The organism is Streptomyces sp. CG4 (assembly GCF_041080655.1).
GTDB lineage: Bacteria > Actinomycetota > Actinomycetes > Streptomycetales > Streptomycetaceae > Streptomyces.
On sequence record NZ_CP163525.1, the window covers coordinates 5,640,250 to 5,657,444 of the forward strand.

16 protein-coding genes and 1 pseudogene are annotated in these 17,195 nt (G+C 71.5%); 12 read left to right on the forward strand and 5 right to left on the reverse strand.

What is annotated here, in order from left to right:
- Positions 1-37 precede the first annotated feature (37 nt).
- From AB5L52_RS25735 to AB5L52_RS25760, 6 genes and pseudogenes are all read left to right on the forward strand, one after another.
- Positions 38-274: a hypothetical protein gene (locus AB5L52_RS25735; RefSeq protein WP_369366466.1), complete on the forward strand. Its 237-nt coding sequence runs from the start codon at positions 38-40 to the stop codon at positions 272-274.
- 23 nt (positions 275-297) lie between these two features.
- A complete protein-coding gene (locus AB5L52_RS25740) occupies positions 298-426 on the forward strand; it encodes a hypothetical protein (protein WP_351564409.1) in 129 nt (42 codons plus the stop codon).
- A 199-nt stretch (positions 427-625) separates the two neighbouring features.
- Positions 626-1,258: an HAD family hydrolase gene (locus tag AB5L52_RS25745; protein ID WP_369368969.1), complete on the forward strand. Its 633-nt coding sequence runs from the start codon at positions 626-628 to the stop codon at positions 1,256-1,258.
- A 120-nt stretch (positions 1,259-1,378) separates the two neighbouring features.
- Positions 1,379-2,350 carry a cytochrome P450 gene (locus AB5L52_RS25750; RefSeq protein ID WP_369366469.1) on the forward strand — a complete coding sequence of 324 codons (972 nt, stop codon included), beginning with the start codon at positions 1,379-1,381 and terminating at the stop codon, positions 2,348-2,350.
- Between the two features lie 259 nt (positions 2,351-2,609).
- A pseudogene (locus AB5L52_RS25755) lies at positions 2,610-2,828 on the forward strand (carboxymuconolactone decarboxylase family protein); the annotation flags it as partial.
- Between the two features lie 4 nt (positions 2,829-2,832).
- Positions 2,833-3,300, forward strand: coding sequence for a hypothetical protein (locus tag AB5L52_RS25760; RefSeq protein WP_369366471.1), 468 nt, complete (start codon positions 2,833-2,835; stop codon positions 3,298-3,300).
- A gap of 68 nt (positions 3,301-3,368) precedes the next feature.
- Here the strand turns inward: AB5L52_RS25760 and AB5L52_RS25765 are convergent, their stop codons facing one another.
- Together AB5L52_RS25765 and AB5L52_RS25770 are read right to left on the reverse strand one after the other, a co-directional pair.
- Positions 3,369-4,976 (reverse strand): IclR family transcriptional regulator C-terminal domain-containing protein, encoded by a 1,608-nt coding sequence (locus tag AB5L52_RS25765; RefSeq protein ID WP_369366473.1) that lies wholly within the window; start codon positions 4,974-4,976, stop codon positions 3,369-3,371.
- A 78-nt stretch (positions 4,977-5,054) separates the two neighbouring features.
- Positions 5,055-6,290, reverse strand: a complete 1,236-nt coding sequence (locus AB5L52_RS25770) for a M6 family metalloprotease domain-containing protein (protein ID WP_351564401.1) — start codon at positions 6,288-6,290, stop codon at positions 5,055-5,057.
- Positions 6,291-6,683: 393 nt separating this feature from the next.
- Between AB5L52_RS25770 and AB5L52_RS25775 the strand changes: the two genes are divergently transcribed.
- Both AB5L52_RS25775 and AB5L52_RS25780 read left to right on the forward strand, forming a co-directional pair.
- A complete protein-coding gene (locus tag AB5L52_RS25775; RefSeq protein WP_351027902.1) occupies positions 6,684-7,331 on the forward strand; it encodes a helix-turn-helix domain-containing protein in 648 nt (215 codons plus the stop codon).
- 195 nt (positions 7,332-7,526) lie between these two features.
- Positions 7,527-9,065 (forward strand): MFS transporter, encoded by a 1,539-nt coding sequence (locus AB5L52_RS25780; protein WP_351027900.1) that lies wholly within the window; start codon positions 7,527-7,529, stop codon positions 9,063-9,065.
- Between the two features lie 22 nt (positions 9,066-9,087).
- On the opposite strand, the gene AB5L52_RS25785 is transcribed toward AB5L52_RS25780, so the two are convergent.
- Positions 9,088-9,597: a MarR family transcriptional regulator gene (locus tag AB5L52_RS25785; protein ID WP_351027898.1), complete on the reverse strand. Its 510-nt coding sequence runs from the start codon at positions 9,595-9,597 to the stop codon at positions 9,088-9,090.
- 123 nt (positions 9,598-9,720) lie between these two features.
- Here AB5L52_RS25785 and AB5L52_RS25790 point away from each other — a divergent pair, with 123 nt between their 5' ends.
- Positions 9,721-10,509: a dioxygenase gene (locus AB5L52_RS25790; RefSeq protein ID WP_369368970.1), complete on the forward strand. Its 789-nt coding sequence runs from the start codon at positions 9,721-9,723 to the stop codon at positions 10,507-10,509.
- An 80-nt stretch (positions 10,510-10,589) separates the two neighbouring features.
- Here AB5L52_RS25790 and AB5L52_RS25795 read toward each other — a convergent pair whose 3' ends face one another.
- Entirely contained in the window at positions 10,590-11,108 is a 519-nt protein-coding gene (locus tag AB5L52_RS25795; protein WP_351027896.1) for an N-acetyltransferase family protein, read from the reverse strand.
- A 199-nt stretch (positions 11,109-11,307) separates the two neighbouring features.
- Here AB5L52_RS25795 and AB5L52_RS25800 point away from each other — a divergent pair, with 199 nt between their 5' ends.
- The gene (locus AB5L52_RS25800) at positions 11,308-12,306 is read left to right on the forward strand and encodes a sigma-70 family RNA polymerase sigma factor (protein WP_351765879.1); all 999 of its coding nucleotides are present in this window, start codon (positions 11,308-11,310) and stop codon (positions 12,304-12,306) included.
- Positions 12,307-13,355: 1,049 nt separating this feature from the next.
- Positions 13,356-14,228 carry a TetR/AcrR family transcriptional regulator gene (locus AB5L52_RS25805; RefSeq protein WP_369366476.1) on the forward strand — a complete coding sequence of 291 codons (873 nt, stop codon included), beginning with the start codon at positions 13,356-13,358 and terminating at the stop codon, positions 14,226-14,228.
- Positions 14,229-14,421: 193 nt separating this feature from the next.
- On the opposite strand, the gene AB5L52_RS25810 is transcribed toward AB5L52_RS25805, so the two are convergent.
- On the reverse strand, positions 14,422-15,384 hold the full coding sequence (locus AB5L52_RS25810) for a YafY family protein (RefSeq protein WP_351027890.1): 963 nt from the start codon (positions 15,382-15,384) through the stop codon (positions 14,422-14,424).
- 245 nt (positions 15,385-15,629) lie between these two features.
- On the opposite strand from AB5L52_RS25810, the gene AB5L52_RS25815 reads away from it, so the two are divergent.
- A complete protein-coding gene (locus AB5L52_RS25815; protein WP_351028173.1) occupies positions 15,630-17,069 on the forward strand; it encodes an MFS transporter in 1,440 nt (479 codons plus the stop codon).
- The last annotated feature ends 126 nt before the right edge of the window (positions 17,070-17,195 follow it).

The following is a 17,195-nucleotide window of genomic DNA, read 5'->3' on the forward strand; positions in this document are numbered from 1 at the left end:
CGCGGACCGGGCGAGCTGAGGGGGCGGAGACACCACGATGACGCGGTTTCTCACCAGCGAGTGGTTCGAGGTCCGCATGACGCTCGTCGACGACCTGCCCGAACTGCCGGGGGCGAGCGCACGGCTGCAGCACCGGGTCACCGAAGCCGACGGCAGGGTCGTCCCCTACTACGACGTCATCGAGAACGGCCGGCTCACCGCGAGCGGCCTCGGCGTGCATCCGGAGCCGGACGTCGAGATCGCCATGACGGTCGACGCGACGAACTGGCCCTGATCCGCGGCCATCTCGATCCGGTCGTGGGAGTCCTGCGCGGCCAGATCATCGTGACCGGCGACCAGAACTACGCCCTCTCCCTGCTGCCCATCCTGCAGACCCCGCAGGCGCTCGCGGTGCAGCGCATGCTCGACACCCTGACCGAGCCGTGAAAGGCCGGGAACCCGGGGACCTCGACCGCCTGGGCAGCACTGGGCCGTACTCTGCGCCGGGTACGGCGGGTGCCGTGAGGCCAAAGGGGGCCCCGCCGGCCTCCCGCGGTCGCGGGTCTCCGCTGCCGGGGCCGACCGCGGCCATGGGCTCGGCACGCTCGAACTGCCGGCCGCTCCGGTCCTCGGACTCGACCTCGACCTGACCCTCCTCGATCTGCGCTCGGCCACCTCCCACGCCCTGCGGGTGATGAATCGCCGCTGCGGCGTACGGGTCGACGCGGACGCCGTACTGGCGGACCTGGGTGTGCCCTTCCGGAGGCAACTCGGCGCCTGGATCGCGTCGGAGCGGCTGGAGGCCTGCCTGGCCGCTTTCGCCGGCGCCTTTCTCACCGAGGCGCTGGACCTGGTGACACCGATGCCGGGCGCGGCCGAGCTGCTGGGCGCCGTCACGCGGCTCGGCGGCCGGTCCGCCGTCATCACCGGCCGGAGCACGAAGACGGCGACCGCGTGCCTGGCGCGGTGCGGGCTGCCGGTACCGGTGGCCGCGGGCGGCGTCACCGGCCTCGGCAAGAGCCCCGCGATGATCGCGAACGGGCTGGCCGGCTATGTCGGCGACCACCCTCTCGACATGGCCGGCGCCACCGCCGCCTCGGTGCCCGGCATCGGAGTGCTGACCGGCTCCCACCGGGCCGAGCAGCTGGTCGGCGCCGGTGGCGCGGCGGTCGTTCCCTCCCTGCTCGACCTGGCCGACTGGCTCAGCCGGCGCAGTCCCGGGACGGCCGCGGCCGACCCCGGCCGTCCTCGATCAGCACAAGGAGATGCCCATGAATGAAGAGTTCGACGGCGACCTGGTCGAAGAGCACCTGGCGGACTTCGTCCTGGACGATCGCTACAGCCGGTTCCACCGCCGGGACACCCCCGTCAGTTGGTGGGACCACCAGGGGGGCGGTGGATGGTGGCCGGCTACCAGGAGGTCTGCGAGGCGGCCAGGGACCCCGAGACCTTCTCGTCCCGGCCCGAACTGCCCAACGGCACCGGCTCCCTGGGGGTGATGACACCGCCCACGCCGGTCCGCGCCGTGCCGATCGAGCTGGACCCGCCGGAGTACCAGGCCTACCGCTCCCTGCTCAGCCCGCTCTTCTCACCCGCGGCGGTCAGGAAGCTGCGGCTCCAGTTCGAGGAGTACACGACCTGGTGCATCGACCAGTGGATCGAGACCGGCAGGGCCGAGCTCTTCCACCAGCTCGCCAAGCTCGTACCGGCCATGACCACCATGCACATCCTCGGCCGCCCGGTGGAGGACGCCGCGATCATCGCCGACGCCGTGCATGTGCGGGGCGAGGACCGGTTCGAGATGAACAGCGCCTGGTCGATACTGCTGAGCCGCACGACCGAGGCGATCATCGCCCGCAAGGCGGAACGCCGTGACGACCTGATAGCCGACGACCCCGGTCTGATGGGCGACCTGGTGGAGGAGATGCTCCGCTCCTTCAGCCCCGTGCCGTTCCTGTCCCGCACGGCCACCCGCGACGTGTGCCTGGGCGGCCAGCAGATCAAGAAGGGGGACCGAGTGGCGTTGGGCTTCGCCGCGGCCAACCGTGATCCCAAGGTCTTCGACGAGCCCGACGAGATCCGGGTGGGCCGCACGCCGAACCGGCATCTGGCGCTGGGACACGGCATCCACTTCTGCATCGGGGCGGTCCTGGGCCGGGCCGAGGCGAGCGCCATGGTCGAACAGGTACTGCGGCGCATCCCCGACTTCCGTCTGGTCGGGGACACCTGGCTGGACGACGCCGACGAGCAGACCGCGGCGGAGGAGAAGCGGCACGCCCGCAGCTGGGAGGACCGGGTCAGCAGTGGCCTGCACGTCACCTTCACTCCGGGAGAGCGCGTCGGCACGGCCGAGATCAAACTCAACTCCTGACCCCAGGTGCCGTCGCACCCCTCTTTCACACGGCGACTGTGCGGGTCGGACGGGTGCGACGGTGTCCTGGCAGCGGGTGCTCGCAGGTCCCGGGTCCGAGGGGGACCACCGCACTCCGCCCGTCCACATCACGCAGGGGGACACTGTCATGACGCGTCGGCCCGGACCCCGTATACCGCCGCAGCCGCCCGCACAGTGGGCCGAGGACATCGCGCCGCAGCTCACCCGGGCCCGGCCGGGCAAACCACGGCTGGGCGAGATGAACGTGGGCGCAACTCTGGCTCGCCATCCCGCCCTGTTCGCGGCCTGGTTGCCGCTCGCCCGCCACCTGCTGGCCCACGGCGAGCTCGCCTTCGCCGACCGTGAACTGCTGACCCTGCGGACGGCCTGGCGCTGCGGAGCCCGCTACGCATGGGCGCAGCACGCCGGGACAGCTCTGCGCGGCGGGCTGGAGCCCGCGATCCTGGAACGGATCGCCGAGGGTGCGGACCATCCTGCCTGGACCCGGCGACAGCGTGCGTTGCTGCGCGCGGCGGACGATCTCCATCTGCATTCCGATATCCGTCACCGCCCAGCAGCGGCCCAATCCGCTCGCCGACTACCTTGGTTCGCTGCGCAGGGTGGCCGAGGTCGAGGCGGCCGAGGTGTTGCCCGGGCACGAGTACCGGTTCGAGGGGCTGCGGAACCGGGTCGACGAGCTGACCTCGCACAACACCGCGCGGCTGGCGGAGATCGAGTCACTGCTCGCGGACGGCGTGGAGCGGACCTGCTGGCAGATCGCCGCCCGGCTGAGCTGGTCCCGCCCCTTCGACGTGCTGTCGGGTTTCAACCAGCGCTCGGCAGCCGCCGAGACCCATGCCCACCTGGTGTGGCTGGCGCAGACGGACCGTATCCGGTGCCTCGGCGGTGCCCCCGAGCGCTGGTCGGCCGGGAGCGCCGCCTCCGGCTGAGGCGAACCAGGAGGCGAAGGCGAACAGCTCGCCCGTGCCCTCCAGGGCCTGCGCCCCTCTCGTCTCCCTCACCGCAGCGCCACCCGCGTGAACCGCGACGCCGTGTGCAGGTCCCGCTCGATCTCACCGGCGGTGGTGCGCAGTTCGGGCAGCAGGCCGTGCACGCAGTCCTCCAGGGTGCGGCGGGCCGGGTGGGTCGCCACGTTCAGCGCGGCCACCGTGCGGCCCGTACGGTCGCGCACCGGTACCGCGATCGACCGCAGTCCCGACTCCAGTTCCTCGTCGACCAGGGCGTAGTCCCGGGCGCGTACCTCGGCGAACTCAGGAGACCGAGGGTCGGCGTCCGCGAGGAGCACCCGGCCGAGCGAGGTCGCGGCTGCGGGCAGGCGGGCGCCCACGGTGACGTCCACCGTCAGCACCCGGCGCGTGCCCGCCCCGGCCGTGTACTGGATCTCCGTACCGTCCCCCGTCAGCACCGCGAGCGCCGCCGGCTCGGCCACCCGGTCCGCGAGGGCCCGCAGCCGGGGCTCGGCGAGCCGGGCGAGCGTCGTGCGCGACAGCGGCGGGAAGCCGAGGTCCAGGACGCGCGGGGTGAGCGTGAAGGTGCGGCCGGCGGGCGCGGTCACCAGGCCCAGCTGCTCGTGGGTGAGCAGGGCGCGCCGGGCGGTGGCCCGGCTGAGCCCGGTCGCGCGCGCGACCTCCGCCGGCGTCAGCGCCGGGCGGTCCGCGCCGAAGGCGGTGAGCACGGTCAGGCCACGGGCCAGCGACTCCACGAACTCCCGGCCCAGTTCGTGCTTGGAGGCCGCCGTCCAGGCCGCCAGACCCGCGGGCGGCGGCCCCGGTTCGGGCGGCGGCGCCGTACGCAGCTCGGCCTCCATCGCCGCCACCGCCGTACGCAGGCGCGGCAGCAGGCTGGTGCGCAGGCCCGCCGCGGAGTGCCGGCTGGTGTGGCTGACCACGCTCGCCACGCAGGCCGGGCGGCCGGTGCCCGGATCCCGTACCGGTACGGACACGGCGACCAGACCCGGTTCGATCAGCTGGTCGTCCACCGCCCAGCCGTCCCGGCGCGCCCGCTCCACCCGCCGCGGGAAGGCGGAGTCGTCGGTGGGCGTCCGCCGGGGCGGTACGGCGGGGAAGGCCGCGTCCGCCGGATCCGCCGCCCGGCGGGCCCGCCACCGCGCCCAGTCGCCCTCGGCCCACCCGGTCGCGAACAGCGGCCCCGGCGCCGTGCGTTCGGCCGGCAGCAGGTCGCCGATGCGGAAGCTCACCGACATCGCGCGGCGGCGGGTGGCCTGGTGGATGAACCGGATGCCGTCGAGGTCGGCGACCGCGAGCGACACCGACTCGTCCAGCTCGTCGGCGAGGGCGTCGGCGTGGGCGCCGAGCAGCGCGGGCAGCCGCAGGGCAGCCAGATACGCGTTGCCCAGTTCCATCACACCGGCGGTGAGCACGACATCCCGGCCGTCGAGCCGGACGTACCCCATGCGGGCCAGGGTCGCGGTGATCCGGTCGACCGTGGACCGGGCGAGCCCGGTGGCCCGCTCCAGCGCGCTCGGACTCAGCGTGCCGCCCGCCTCGGTCAGCCGCCGCAGCACACCGACCCCACGCACCAACGGCCCGACCGCTTCCCCCGTTTCACCACGGGCGTCGGCATCCAGTGCGGTCTTCGCGGGCATCGGCTCTCCGGTAGGGCAGACGGGCACGCTTACGGTAAACCCCGCCCCCGCCCGTCCCCTCGCTCCCTTCCCCCGGCCCTACCCCCGGGTCACCCGCACCCGGTAGTTCCCGTCCGCGTCCGTGTCCAGCACCTCCACGGTGATGTCATGGCGCGGGTCCTTGAAGGTCTCGCCGGAGGTGAACGTGGCGTCGGAGAGTTCGGCCTGGACGTTGGGGCTGCGGGTGCAGCCGCTGCTGGCCCGGTGGCTGTCGTAGACCGTGACCGGACCGCGTCCGGTGTCGATCGTGCCGTCCACCTTGTAGATCAGCACGCCCGGCCGGCAGACCGCCTCGTCGTTGCCGCCCTGTGCGCGCACCTCCAGGGCGTAGGAGCTCTGCGCGTTGACGGGCACCAGGACCAGTTTCCCGCCGCCGGCCCTGTACAGCGGTGTCAGCTGGTACTCGGCGCTGCCCCGGGTCGCCGCGCAGGCCACCTGGGAGCTGTCCAGCCAGCCCAGCTTCCATTTGTGCCAGCCGAGCAGATCATTGTCGGCCCCCCAGTCCTCGCTCATGATGTCCCAGTGCCCGACCGCGCCCCCGCCCTCCTGCGTGTACAGGTCGGGGAGGCCGAAGGTGTGGCCGTTCTCGTGCGGCAGGACGCGGTAGCCGGTCCGGGCGTAGGTGCCGGAGCCGTCGTCCTGACGGGAGTAGATGAACGACGCGTTGGCGACGGGGACTCCGTCGGCGACCGGGGCGTCGGTGTTCCCGGCGAAGGTCACGGACAGGACCGTGTCCAGCGCGGAGGGCCCGGCGTTCGGGGTGACCAGGACGTTCAGGATGTCGTACGAGCGGAAGTCCACCGTCGGGCCGGCCGCGGCCACGAGGTCGCGCACCAGTTCCCGGTAGCCCGGGTCGAAGGGCGCGCCGCGTCCGATGCCGTACGCCTTGAAGGGTTTCGGCATCCGCAGCCAGCCGCTGACCGGTGCCTTCGCCTCGTAGCGCAGGCGGCCGTACGACGCGGTGCGGAACCATTGCTCGGTCTGCGGGAAGAACTCGTGGAAGCGGTCCATCGCGGCGCCCTCTCCGGGGGCGTCGGAGAAGTCGATCATCAGGGTCAGCGCGTGCACCGTTCCGGTGGAGCGGGCGTAGCCGTGCGGGGTGGGCAGGCCCTCGGTCATCTGCACGTCCAGACCGGCGTGGACGGTACAGGGGGCGAGGGCGGAGGAACGGGCCAGGCCGATGGGCCCGGCGGTGGTGGGCGCCGACAGGTGTCCGGTCCCGGCCGAGGTGCTGACCGCGAGGGTCAGCGCGGTCACCGCGGCGAGAGCGGCCACCCGGCGCCCGCGTATCCGCCGGCGCCCGCCGGACGTGCGCCCGCCGGACGTGCGCCCGTCGGATAGGGAGCGGGATATCGGGCGCGGCGACTCCGGTTCCGGCTGCGGGTGCATGCATGGACCTCTCGCTCCACGGCAGCCGCCGGTCTCCGGCTGCCCCCTTGCGCTCACCCTGTGTCGGCGGGGTGCGGGGCGCGCGCTGGAGGAGACCGATCGTGGGAAAGCCGGCCCGCAGAAGGATGAATCCCGACGGAAGACGAGTGTGTCTCAGGTCACAGGAATTCTTTTCGCGGGCGGGAAATAACCGGGGAGCCCCTCCCCGTTTAGACCTGTGTCCGAGCGAAACGGGGACCGAATCCCCGGATCACCCTCATCGCCTCCGAGGAGTACGCCGTGCCGACCGCGACCACCCCCGCACCGCGCAAGGTGACCCGGCCCCGCGCCGACGCCGTGCGCAACCGGGAGCGGATCGTCACCGCCGCCCGGGAGATGTTCGTCGAGCACGGGCCGGATGTGCCGCTCGACGAGATCGCCCGCCGGGCCGGCGTCGGCAACGCCACGGTGTACCGCAACTTCCCCGACCGCGACGCCCTCGTCCGCGAGGTCGTCTGCTGCGTCATGGACCGTACGGCCGAGGCGGCCGAAGTGGCCCTCGCCGAGACCGGGGACGCCTTCGCCGCCCTGGAGCGCTTCGTGCACGCCTCCGCCGACGAGCGGATCAGCGCGCTGTGCCCGATGATCTCCAGCACCTTCGACCAGGACCATCCCGACCTGCAGGCCTCCCGCGAGCGCGTCGAGCGGCTCATCGAGGAGGTCATGGGCCGGGCCGAGGCGGCCGGGCAGCTCCGGCCGGACGTCGGCGTCGGCGACCTGATGATCGTCGTGGCCCAGCTGAGCCGGCCCCCGGTCGGCACGGACTGTCTGCGCGGCGACCGTTTCGTCCACCGTCATCTGCAGCTGTTCCTCGACGGGCTGCGGGCACCCGCCCGCTCGGCCCTGCCCGGAGAAGCCGTGACGATCGAGGAGCTGCGCGCGTCCTGACCGATTAGTTCGGCCCCGCACCCCAGTCCACAGTCCACCACAACGCCCGACCGCCGGCCGCGGCCGTCACCGTCGACGAGCCACGTCCACTGTCTTCCGTTTTTTCGTCCGACTCCCTCTTTTCTCAACTCTTCTAGATCTTTCTAGATCTTTCCGGCACGTTTTCCGTCACGAAGTCCCGAAGTGGGTATCCCCATGTCCGAAACAGCCCTCAAGGCTCCCGGCGCCGCCGCACCGAGCGGCGACGCCAACCGCTGGAAGGCGCTCGTCTTCATCGCGCTCGCCCAGCTGATGGTCGTCCTCGACGCCACCATCGTGAACATCGCCCTGCCCCACGCCCAGACCGACCTCGGCATATCCGACGGCAACCGGCAGTGGGTCGTCACGGCCTACGCCCTCGCCTTCGGCAGTCTGCTGCTCTTCGGCGGCCGTATCGCCGACAAGTGGGGCCGCAAGCGCGCCTTCGTCACCGGCCTGGCCGGCTTCGCCCTCGCCTCCGCGCTGGGCGGTGCCGCCACCACCGGCCCGATGATGTTCGGTGCCCGCGCCCTCCAGGGCGTCTTCGGCGCCCTGCTCGCCCCGGCCGCGCTCTCCCTGCTCGCGGTGATGTTCACCGACGCCAAGGAGCGCGCCAAGGCGTTCGGCATCTACGGCGCCATCGCCGGCGGCGGCGGTGCCGTCGGCCTGATCCTCGGCGGCTTCCTCACCGAGTACCTGAACTGGCGCTGGACCTTCTTCGTGAACGTCCCGTTCGCCGTCGTCGCCGCGGCCGGCGCCTACTTCGTCATCCGTGAGCCCGAGGGCGGCCGCAACCGCGCCCCGCTCGACATCCCCGGCGTGATCCTGTCCACCCTCGGCCTGGTCGCCCTCGTCTACGGCTTCACCCGTGCCGAGTCCGACGGCTGGGGCGACACCGTGACCGTCTCGATGTTCGTGGCCTCCGCGGTGCTGCTGCTCGCCTTCGTGGTCGTCGAGTCCCGGGTCAAGGCCCCGCTGCTGCCGCTGCGCGTGGTCAGCAACCGCAACCGCGGCGGTATCTACCTCTCCCTCGGCCTCGCCATCATCGGCATGTTCGGCCTGTTCCTCTTCCTGACCTACTACCTGCAGGTCGTGAAGGGCTACTCGCCGGTCAAGACGGGCTTCGCATTCCTGCCGATGATCGCCGGCATGATCACGGGCTCCACCCAGATCGGCACCCGCCTGATGACCCGGGTCGCGCCCCGGCTGCTGATGGGCCCCGGCTTCCTGGTCGCCGGCGTCGGCATGCTGCTGCTGACCCAGCTGAAGATCGACTCCTCGTACGGCATGCTCCTGCTGCCCGCGATGCTGCTGCTCGGCCTCGGCATGGGTACGGCGTTCATGCCGGCCATGTCCCTGGCCACCATGGGCGTCGAGCCCCGGGACGCCGGTGTCGCCTCCGCGATGGTCAACACCTCGCAGCAGGTGGGCGGCGCGATCGGCACCGCTCTGCTGAACACCATCGCCTCGTCCGCGAAGACGTCGTACTTCAAGGACCACATCGCCGGTGCGGTCGGCAAGCCGCAGCAGCAGCTGGTCGGGCTCCAGGCCATGGTGCACGGCTACAGCACCGCGATCTGGTTCGCCGTCGGCATCCTCGGGCTCGCCGCCCTGATCGCCTTCACGTTCGTCAACGCCGGCCGCCCGGGTGGCACCGAGGTGATCCGCGGCGAGGGCGTCGAGGATGAGGTGCCGGTCCCGGTGGTGGCCCACTGACGGCGACCTCTCAGGTGACCGCTTAGCGGAGCCAGGGCAGGTCCGCACCCGCTTCGTTGGGCTGGAGGCCCTCGGCGACGATCTCCATGATCTCGCCGAGGGCCTTCTGCTGCTGCGGGGTGAGCCGGTCGAACATCGCCTGCCGCACGGCGTTCACATGGCCCGGCGCGGTGCGTTCGAGCACCTCCAGGCCCTCGTCCGTGAGCACCGCGAACTGGCCGCGCTTGTCGGAGGGGCAGTCCTCGCGGCGCACCCAGCCGTTCTTCTCCAGCCGCGCGATCGCGTGCGAGAGCCGGGAGCGGGTGATCTTCGCCTGCATCGCCAGCTCGGTCATCCGCAGCCGGCGGCGCGGCGCCTCGGCGAGGCCGACGAGCAGGCCGTAGTAGATGTGCGGCATACCCGCGTCGCGCTGCAGCTGCCGGTCGAGGTGGTCCTCCAGCAGGGTGGTGGCGTGCAGATAGGCGCGCCAGACGCGCTGTTCCTCGTCGGTGAGCCAGCGAGGCTGTGCGGCGGAGTCGGATGCCGTGTTCATGTGTCCCACTGTACGAGTCGGCTCCTTGAAACTTGAACAAGTCGGGCGTACGGTTCGCCGTAGAGCTTGAGAGTTAAAGCATTCGGATGACCGGGAGCCGTAGTCATGTCCGCCGCCACAGCCATGTCCGCCACCGAGGAGCGCATGCCCGCCCTCTATCTCAGCCACGGCGCGCCTCCCCTCGCCGACGACCCCGTCTGGCCCGGCGAGCTCGCCGCCTGGTCCGCCGGCCTGCCCCGCCCCAAGGCGATCCTCATGGTCTCCGCCCACTGGGAGGAGGCCCCGCTCGCCCTCGGCGCGGTGCGGACCGTCCCGCTCATCTACGACTTCTGGGGCTTCCCCGAGCACTACTACCAGGTGCGGTACGCCGCCCCCGGCGCCCCCGAACTGGCTGCCTCCGTCCGCAAGCTGCTGCGCGCCCCCGGCATCCCCGTCCAGGACATCCCGGACCGCGGCCTCGACCACGGCGCCTACGTCCCGCTCGTCGAGATGTACCCCGACGCCGACATCCCGGTGCTCCAGATCTCCCTGCCCACCCTCGACCCGGTCCGCCTCATGGACATCGGCCGCAAGCTCGCGCCACTGCGGGACGAGGGCGTGCTGATCGTCGGCTCCGGCTTCTTCACCCACAATCTGGCCGCCCTGCGGTACGCGGGCAGCGGCGTCCCCAGCTGGTCCGCCGAATTCGACGACTGGGGCCGACGGGCCCTGGAGGCCCGCGACTGGGACGCCCTGCTGGACTTCCTGCACAAGGCCCCGGCCGGCCGCTACGCCCACCCGCGCACCGAACACTTCGCCCCGCTCTTCGTCACCATGGGCGCGGCCGAGGCGAGCGCCGAACTGGACGCGCAGAAGTCGGTGATCGACGGGTTCTGGATGGGGATGGCGAAGCGGTCGGTGCAGTTCGGCTGAGCCGCGGCGGGGCGGGGTGTGACTCTTCGGCGAGGCGGGCTGTGGCTCTTCGACGAGGCAGGGTGTGGCTCTCGGCGGGGCTACAGCTCCTTCTCGTACCAGGCCACGTCCCAGTAGCGGCCGAATTTGCGTCCAACCTCGCGGTACGTGCCGACGTGCCGGAAGCCGAAGCGGGCGTGCAGCCGCTCCGAGGCCTCGTTGGGCTGGGCGATCCCGGCGTAGGCGCGGTGCACGTCCTCGTCGGCCAGCGCCTTGAAGAGGGCGTCGTAGAGCAGCGTCCCGATGCCGCCCCGGCCGGAATCCGGAGCGACGTACACCGAAACCTCCACGGATGTCGTGTACGCGGGCTTCGGTCGGTAAGGACTGGATGTGGCGTACCCCAGGATTTGCTGTGATTCCGCTTCCGTGGCAACCAAGAGCCGGTGCGGGCCGTCTTCCGGGTGGGAGAGCAGCCAAGGACGGCGCCCTTCCGAAGTGAAGATCGCGGTATCGAATGTGATGGCCGTCTCACGTACGTAGTGGTTGTAGATCGCCGTGAGGGCGTCGAGATCCCCCTCGATTCCCGCCCTGACCTGCACCTCTGTGCGTTCTGTCGGCATGCCGCCTCCCCGGGTGGCGGACAGGGTACTGCATGATCAGAAAAATCGGGGGGCGGGTTGGGAATTCTGTCCGGATTCCAGTCGTTGTTTCCCACGGATGCAGGGTGCTCGGAGAGAGTCCAGAGTCCCAGAGACACTCCCCCCGGTGCCGAGCGTTCGTCAGGACCACCCGCCAGCCCACCATCGCAAGGGAGCACGCATGGCAACCCGTGCCGTCGCCCGTCGTCAGTCCGCCACCGGCGAGACGGCCGACTCGGCAAGCAGTGTTCGCGCTCATGGCGGCGAGATCGCAGACCGCGACCTGGTCGGCATGTACCTCGACGAGATCGCGCGCACGCCGCTGCTCGACGCCGCCAAGGAGGTCGAGCTGTCCCAGACCATCGAGGCGGGTGTCTTCGCGCAGCAGGTCCTCGACGGTGAGGAGGAGTCCGCCTCGGACGCCACCCGCGAGGAACTGGAAGCGCTGGTCGCCGCCGGCGAGCGGGCCAAGGACGTCTTCATCCGCTCCAACCTCCGCCTCGTCGTCGCCGTCGCCCGCCGCTACCCGCGCAGCGGCCTGCCCCTGCTGGACCTGATCCAGGAGGGCAACGCCGGCCTGGTGCGCGCCGTCGAGAAGTTCGACTACCGCAAGGGCTTCAAGTTCTCGACGTACGCCACCTGGTGGATCCGTCAGGCCATCACCCGCTCCATCGCCGACCAGTCCCGCACGATCCGGCTCCCCGTCCACCTGGTGGAGGAACTGGGCCGCATCCGCCGCGTCCAGCGCGAGTTCAACCGCGAGAACGGCCGCGACCCGGAGCCCGCGGAGATCGCCGCGGAGCTGGCCACGACCCCGGAGCGCGTCATCGACGTCCTCGACTGGGCCCGCGACCCCGTCTCGCTGAACATGTCGGTGGACGACGAGGGCGACACCCAGTTCGGCGACCTGCTGGAGGACACGTCGGCGGTGTCGCCGGAGCAGTCGGTGCTGACGTTGCTCCGCAGCGAGGAGCTGGACGACCTGATCGGCCGCCTGGACCAGCGCACGGCCTCCATCATCAAGATGCGGTACGGCATCGAGGACGGCCGCGAACGCACCCTGACCGAGGTCGGCAAGGAACACGGCCTGACCCGCGAACGCATCCGCCAGATCGAGAAGCACGCGCTCCTCGAACTGAAGAAGCTGGCGCGGGACACGGGGTTCGACGCGGTGGCGTAGCGGCCGGATGAGCGCGGTGGCGTAGTGACTGGATGGGCACGGCGTCGCAGCGGCCGGATGGGGCGGGCCCGCCGGGTGTGCGGGTTGCCGGATGGGTGGGTTGTCGCTGGAGGGGTGGTGGGCTGTGCGCGCGGGACGCCGGGTGACGGTGTGTTGGGCATGTGAGGCGCCGGGACCGGGACTCCGTGGTCGAGCGGGTGCGCTGTGCCCGGCCGGCTGTGGCGTCAGTGGGCGTGCGGTGTGTCGTTACGGTGCTCGGGGGTGGGCGGCGTCTGTGGGCGTACAGTGCGGCGTACGGTGCCTGGGGGCCGCGCACGCCGGTGGCGAAAGACGGCGCAAACATGGCGTGGTCCCATCGCTTCAAGTCCCGGACCCACGGGAACAACCCTTCCGGGCCCACTAGCAGCCAGGCCCCGGGAACCGCACTCCCCCCGCATCACACAGACCGGTCGACCCACGCGCTCACCCTTGCACGATCCACCGCCGGCTCTACCCCTACCCCCACAGCCACGTCCCGACGCAATCCCCCCCCCGGCGCCGGGACCTTCCCGAGTCGGGCTTCGGCGCCTGTCCCCCCGGGCGCCGAAGCCCGACTCCTTCTGCGCGGTCGGTCCAGGTCCGGCCAGGGGGGCGGCCAAGGGGGACAACGGTCGGCCAGGGAAGGCTTACTGGCCAACTTCCCAACGCTGCCTCAAAGTTGCGGACCGTATTCGACAGGCACCCGACCCATCCAGCCAGGCACCCGACCCATCCAGCCCGGCGGCCGGCCGGCCCGGTCAGGCGGCCGGTACACCGGGCCGGCTCACCGATCGAGTACGAGGCGCCGAAGGGCAAACTGCCGCCGTGCGAGTGAGAGATGCCACCGTGCATGAGCCCCACCTTCCGGTCTCCCCTGACGGGAGACTCAAGCTTTACGGGCGACTCAAGTCTGTGGGCGATCGCGAGTGAGGGGGCGCTGCCGGAACCTGGAAAGGCGGCCCACCCCGTACCTGAACCCCGGGGTGGACCGCCGGATGGCAGATTCTGCCACATGGGCATAGCCTGCCGGGATGAGCACCACCCCCAGCCCCGCCCACCAGCAGTTTTCCGCCTCCGCGCCGGTCTCGCTGACCGAGCGCCGGAAGGCGGAGACCCGGACGGAGATCGCCCGCGCGGCGGCCGCCCTGTTCGTCCGCCAGGGTCTGCGGGCCACCCGTGCCGAGGACATCGCGCAGGCCGCGGGCATCGCACCGCGCACGTTCTACCGCTACTTCGCCACCAAGGAGGAAGCGGTCGCCCCTCTCTACGCGGCGGGCGCCCAGTGCTGGGCGGAAGCGGTCCGCTCGGCCCCGGCCCACCTCACCGTCCCGGAGGCTCTGGAACACGCCGTCCACCACACCCTCACCCCCGGTCTCGGCGTCTCGGCGGCGTCCTGGGAATGGGTCCGCACCCTGATCCGCCTGGCCGACGCCAGCCCCGCCCTGCGCAAGGTCTGGGCCGAGGTGTGCCAGGAGTCGGACCAGACCCTGGCCGAGATCCTGACGACCCGGTCAACGGGCCTCAAGGGAGGCGGGGTTGGCGTCAGCGGCAGCGGAGCCGATGGAGGCGAAGGAGCCGCTGGGGCCGCTGGAGCCGAGGCAGGCGAGGGACGTGAAGGCTCCGAACAGGACGAAGGAGCCGAAGCGCCCGAGAACGTTGCCGCGCACTCCATAGCCTCCGTAGCCCCCACGCCCCCCACGCCCCCCACGCCCCCCACACCGGTCACCCCGGACCTCCGGTTCGCCGCGGCCGTCGCCGGCGCAGCCATCCGCGTGGCCGTGGAGTCCTGGGCCGCCACCTCCTCCCCACCCACCGGCCCCGAAGGCCCCGCGGCCCTGGCACTGCACAACCTCAAGTCCTTGCGAGGCTTCAGCTGGGGCGGGGAAGCACAGGGCGACACCTAGGCCGCGACCGCCGAGGACCTCCCCCCAGGCCGCCACTACCGGGGACCCCCAAGGTCGGCCACCCGGCCCAACCCGCCCCCGCTCGCCTCAGTCGCGCGCCCGCCCGACCCGCCCCCGCTCGCCTCAGTCGGGCGCCCGCCCGACCCGCCCCCCGCCCTGTTCACCCCCTCACTCTGCCTGCTTCCCGCCTGCCTCAACCGCCCGCTCGACTCAGTCGTCCCCCCAACTCCCGTACACAATCGACCAGTTCACGCGGCCCTCGCACCGTGAACTCACACCCCACCATCGCCAGCCGCACCGCCAGCCACTCCACGGGGTCGCCGGAGGTGCCTCGCAGGACACAACCGCCCTCGCCGTCGTCCTTCGGCACTCCGAGCCAGGCCGGAACCCGCGTGCCGACCTGGGCCGCCGTCGTGGCGAACCGCACCGCGAACTCGTACGTCTCCTGCCGCCGGTGGATGGACCGCCGCAGATACTCGGCGGCGCTCCCCGTCGGCAACTCCCGTGGCGCGAACCGGACTCCGGTCGCGAACGGCTCGCTCACCCGGTCCACCCGGAAGGTGCGCCAGTCGGCGCGGTCGAGGTCGTAGGCGACGAGATACCACCGCCGCCCGGTCGACACCAGCCGATGCGGCTCGGTCAGCCGCCGCGACTCGCCGCCGTCCTTGTCGCGGTAGGCGAACCGCAGCCGCTCGTGCCCCGCCACTGTCGAGGCCATCACGGTCAGCGTCTCGGGCGCGATGCTCGGTCCGTCGCCGCTGGTCAACGATGTGGTCGCCGCCTGCAGCGTGGACACCCTGTGACGCAGCCGGGCCGGCAGCACCTGCTCCAGCTTGGCCAGGGCCCGTACGGACGCCTCCTCCACGCCCTCCACCGCGTGCCCGGCACCGGCCCGCAAGCCCACCGCGATCGCCACTGCCTCCTCGTCGTCCAGCACCAGCGGTGGCATCGCCTTGCCCGCGACCAGCCGGTACCCGCCGTCCGCGCCCTTGGTGGCCTGCACCGGATAGCCCAGCTCCCGCAGCCGGTCGATGTCCCGCCGCACGGTACGCCGCGACACCCCGAGCCGCTCGGCCAGCTCCCCACCGGGCCACTCGCGAGGGGTTTGGAGGAGCGAGAGCAACTGCAACACCCGGCCGGGTGTGTCGGTAGTCATACGTACGAGAATGCCGCACGACTAGGACACGATCTGACCTAATGCGGTCTTAGCGTGAGGCCATGACCTACGGCGACGACAACACCCTCAAGGGGCGCGGGACCGCGTCCATCAGCGGCTCCGCCGCGGGGCACGACCAGCTCGACCAGCTACGAGCGACAGGCGGCCGGACACCGGCCGACGCTCCCACGGCGCTTCCCACGGCTCCCCCCGACAGGGCTCGCTGGCTGGCCCTGGCCATCGTCATGACCGCAGCCTTCATGGACTTGGTGGACGTGACGATCGTCAACATCGCCATCCCGTCCATCCAGCGCAGCGCAAACGCCTCGGTCAGCCAGATCCAGTGGATAACCGCCGGCTACGCCCTGGCCTTCGCCGCCGGTCTGATCACCGGTGGCCGTCTCGGCGACATCCACGGCCGCAAGCGGCTGTTCCTGATCGGTATCGGCGGCTTCACCCTCGCCTCCGCTCTGTGCGGCTTCGCCGCGAACCCGGAGATGCTCGTCGCCTCCCGCATCCTGCAGGGCGGTATGGCGGCGATGATGGTGCCGCAGGTGCTGTCGATCGTGCACGCCACCTTCCCGGCCCACGAACGCGGCAAGGTGTTCGGCATGTTCGGCGCGATCGTCGGTCTGGGCGCGGTCTCCGGCCCGCTGCTGGGCGCGCTGCTGACGGAGTGGAACCTGTTCGGCCTCGAATGGCGGCCCATCTTCCTCATCAACCTCCCTGTCGGTGTCATGGCCTGGATCCTGGGCCGTCGCTTCATCACGGAATCGAAGGCCCCCAAGGCGCTGAAGCTGGACCTCGTCGGTGTCGCCCTGGTCTCGCTGGGTCTGCTGATGCTGCTGTACCCGCTCACGCGAGGCCGTGAGCTGGGCTGGCCGCTGTGGGGGTACATCTGCATGGCCGGCGCGCTCGTCGTCTTCGTGGCGCTGGTGTCGTACGAAAAACGGAAGGCGGCCCAGGACGGTTCCCCGCTCATCGAGCTGTCCCTCTTCCGGGTGAAGAGCTTTGCCGCGGGCATCGCCGTACAGACCGTCTTCGGTGTCGCGCTCGGCATCTTCTTCCTGGTCTGGACGCTGTACATGCAGATCGGCCTGGGCTGGAGCCCGCTGCGAGCCGGGCTCACCGGTGTGCCGTTCTCGCTCGCGGTGTCGACGGCGGCCGGGATGTCGGTGCAGAAACTGGTCCCGAGGTTCGGGCGGAAGGTGCTCCAGGCGGGCGCGCTGGTGATGGGCGCGGGCGTACTGCTCTACCTGTGGGAGGCGCACCGGTACGGCCTCGCCATCGCCTCCTGGCAGATGGCCCTGCCGCTGGTCGTGATGGGCGTCGGCATGGGGCTGATCGTCGCCCCGCTGACCGACGCGGTGCTCTCGGAGGTGCCCCGCGAGCACGCCGGGTCCGCGTCCGGGCTGATCAACACGGTGCAGCAGATGGGCAACGCGCTCGGCCTGGGACTCGTGTCGGTGGTGTTCTTCGGCGAGATCGGCGACCGGCTGGCCCCGGCGCAGGTCGGCCCCGCCTTCGTGCATGCTTTCCAGCACGCGCTGTGGTGGGTCGCCGGGATCATGGGCGCGATCTTCCTGCTGATGTCAGCCCTGCCGAAGCGGCCCGCGCAGCACATGGAGGGGGCGGCGGACGCCGAGCCGCCGGTGTGGGAGAGGGAACCCGAGCTGGTTCCGTGACCAGACACGACGAGGGCCCGGCATCGACCAGGTGCCGGGCCCTCGCGCTGTCCGTGAGTCCGTGTCACAGGTCTCTGCTCCACAGGGCCGGAAGTCCGTTCATGCCCGATTGGGATCCGAACCCGT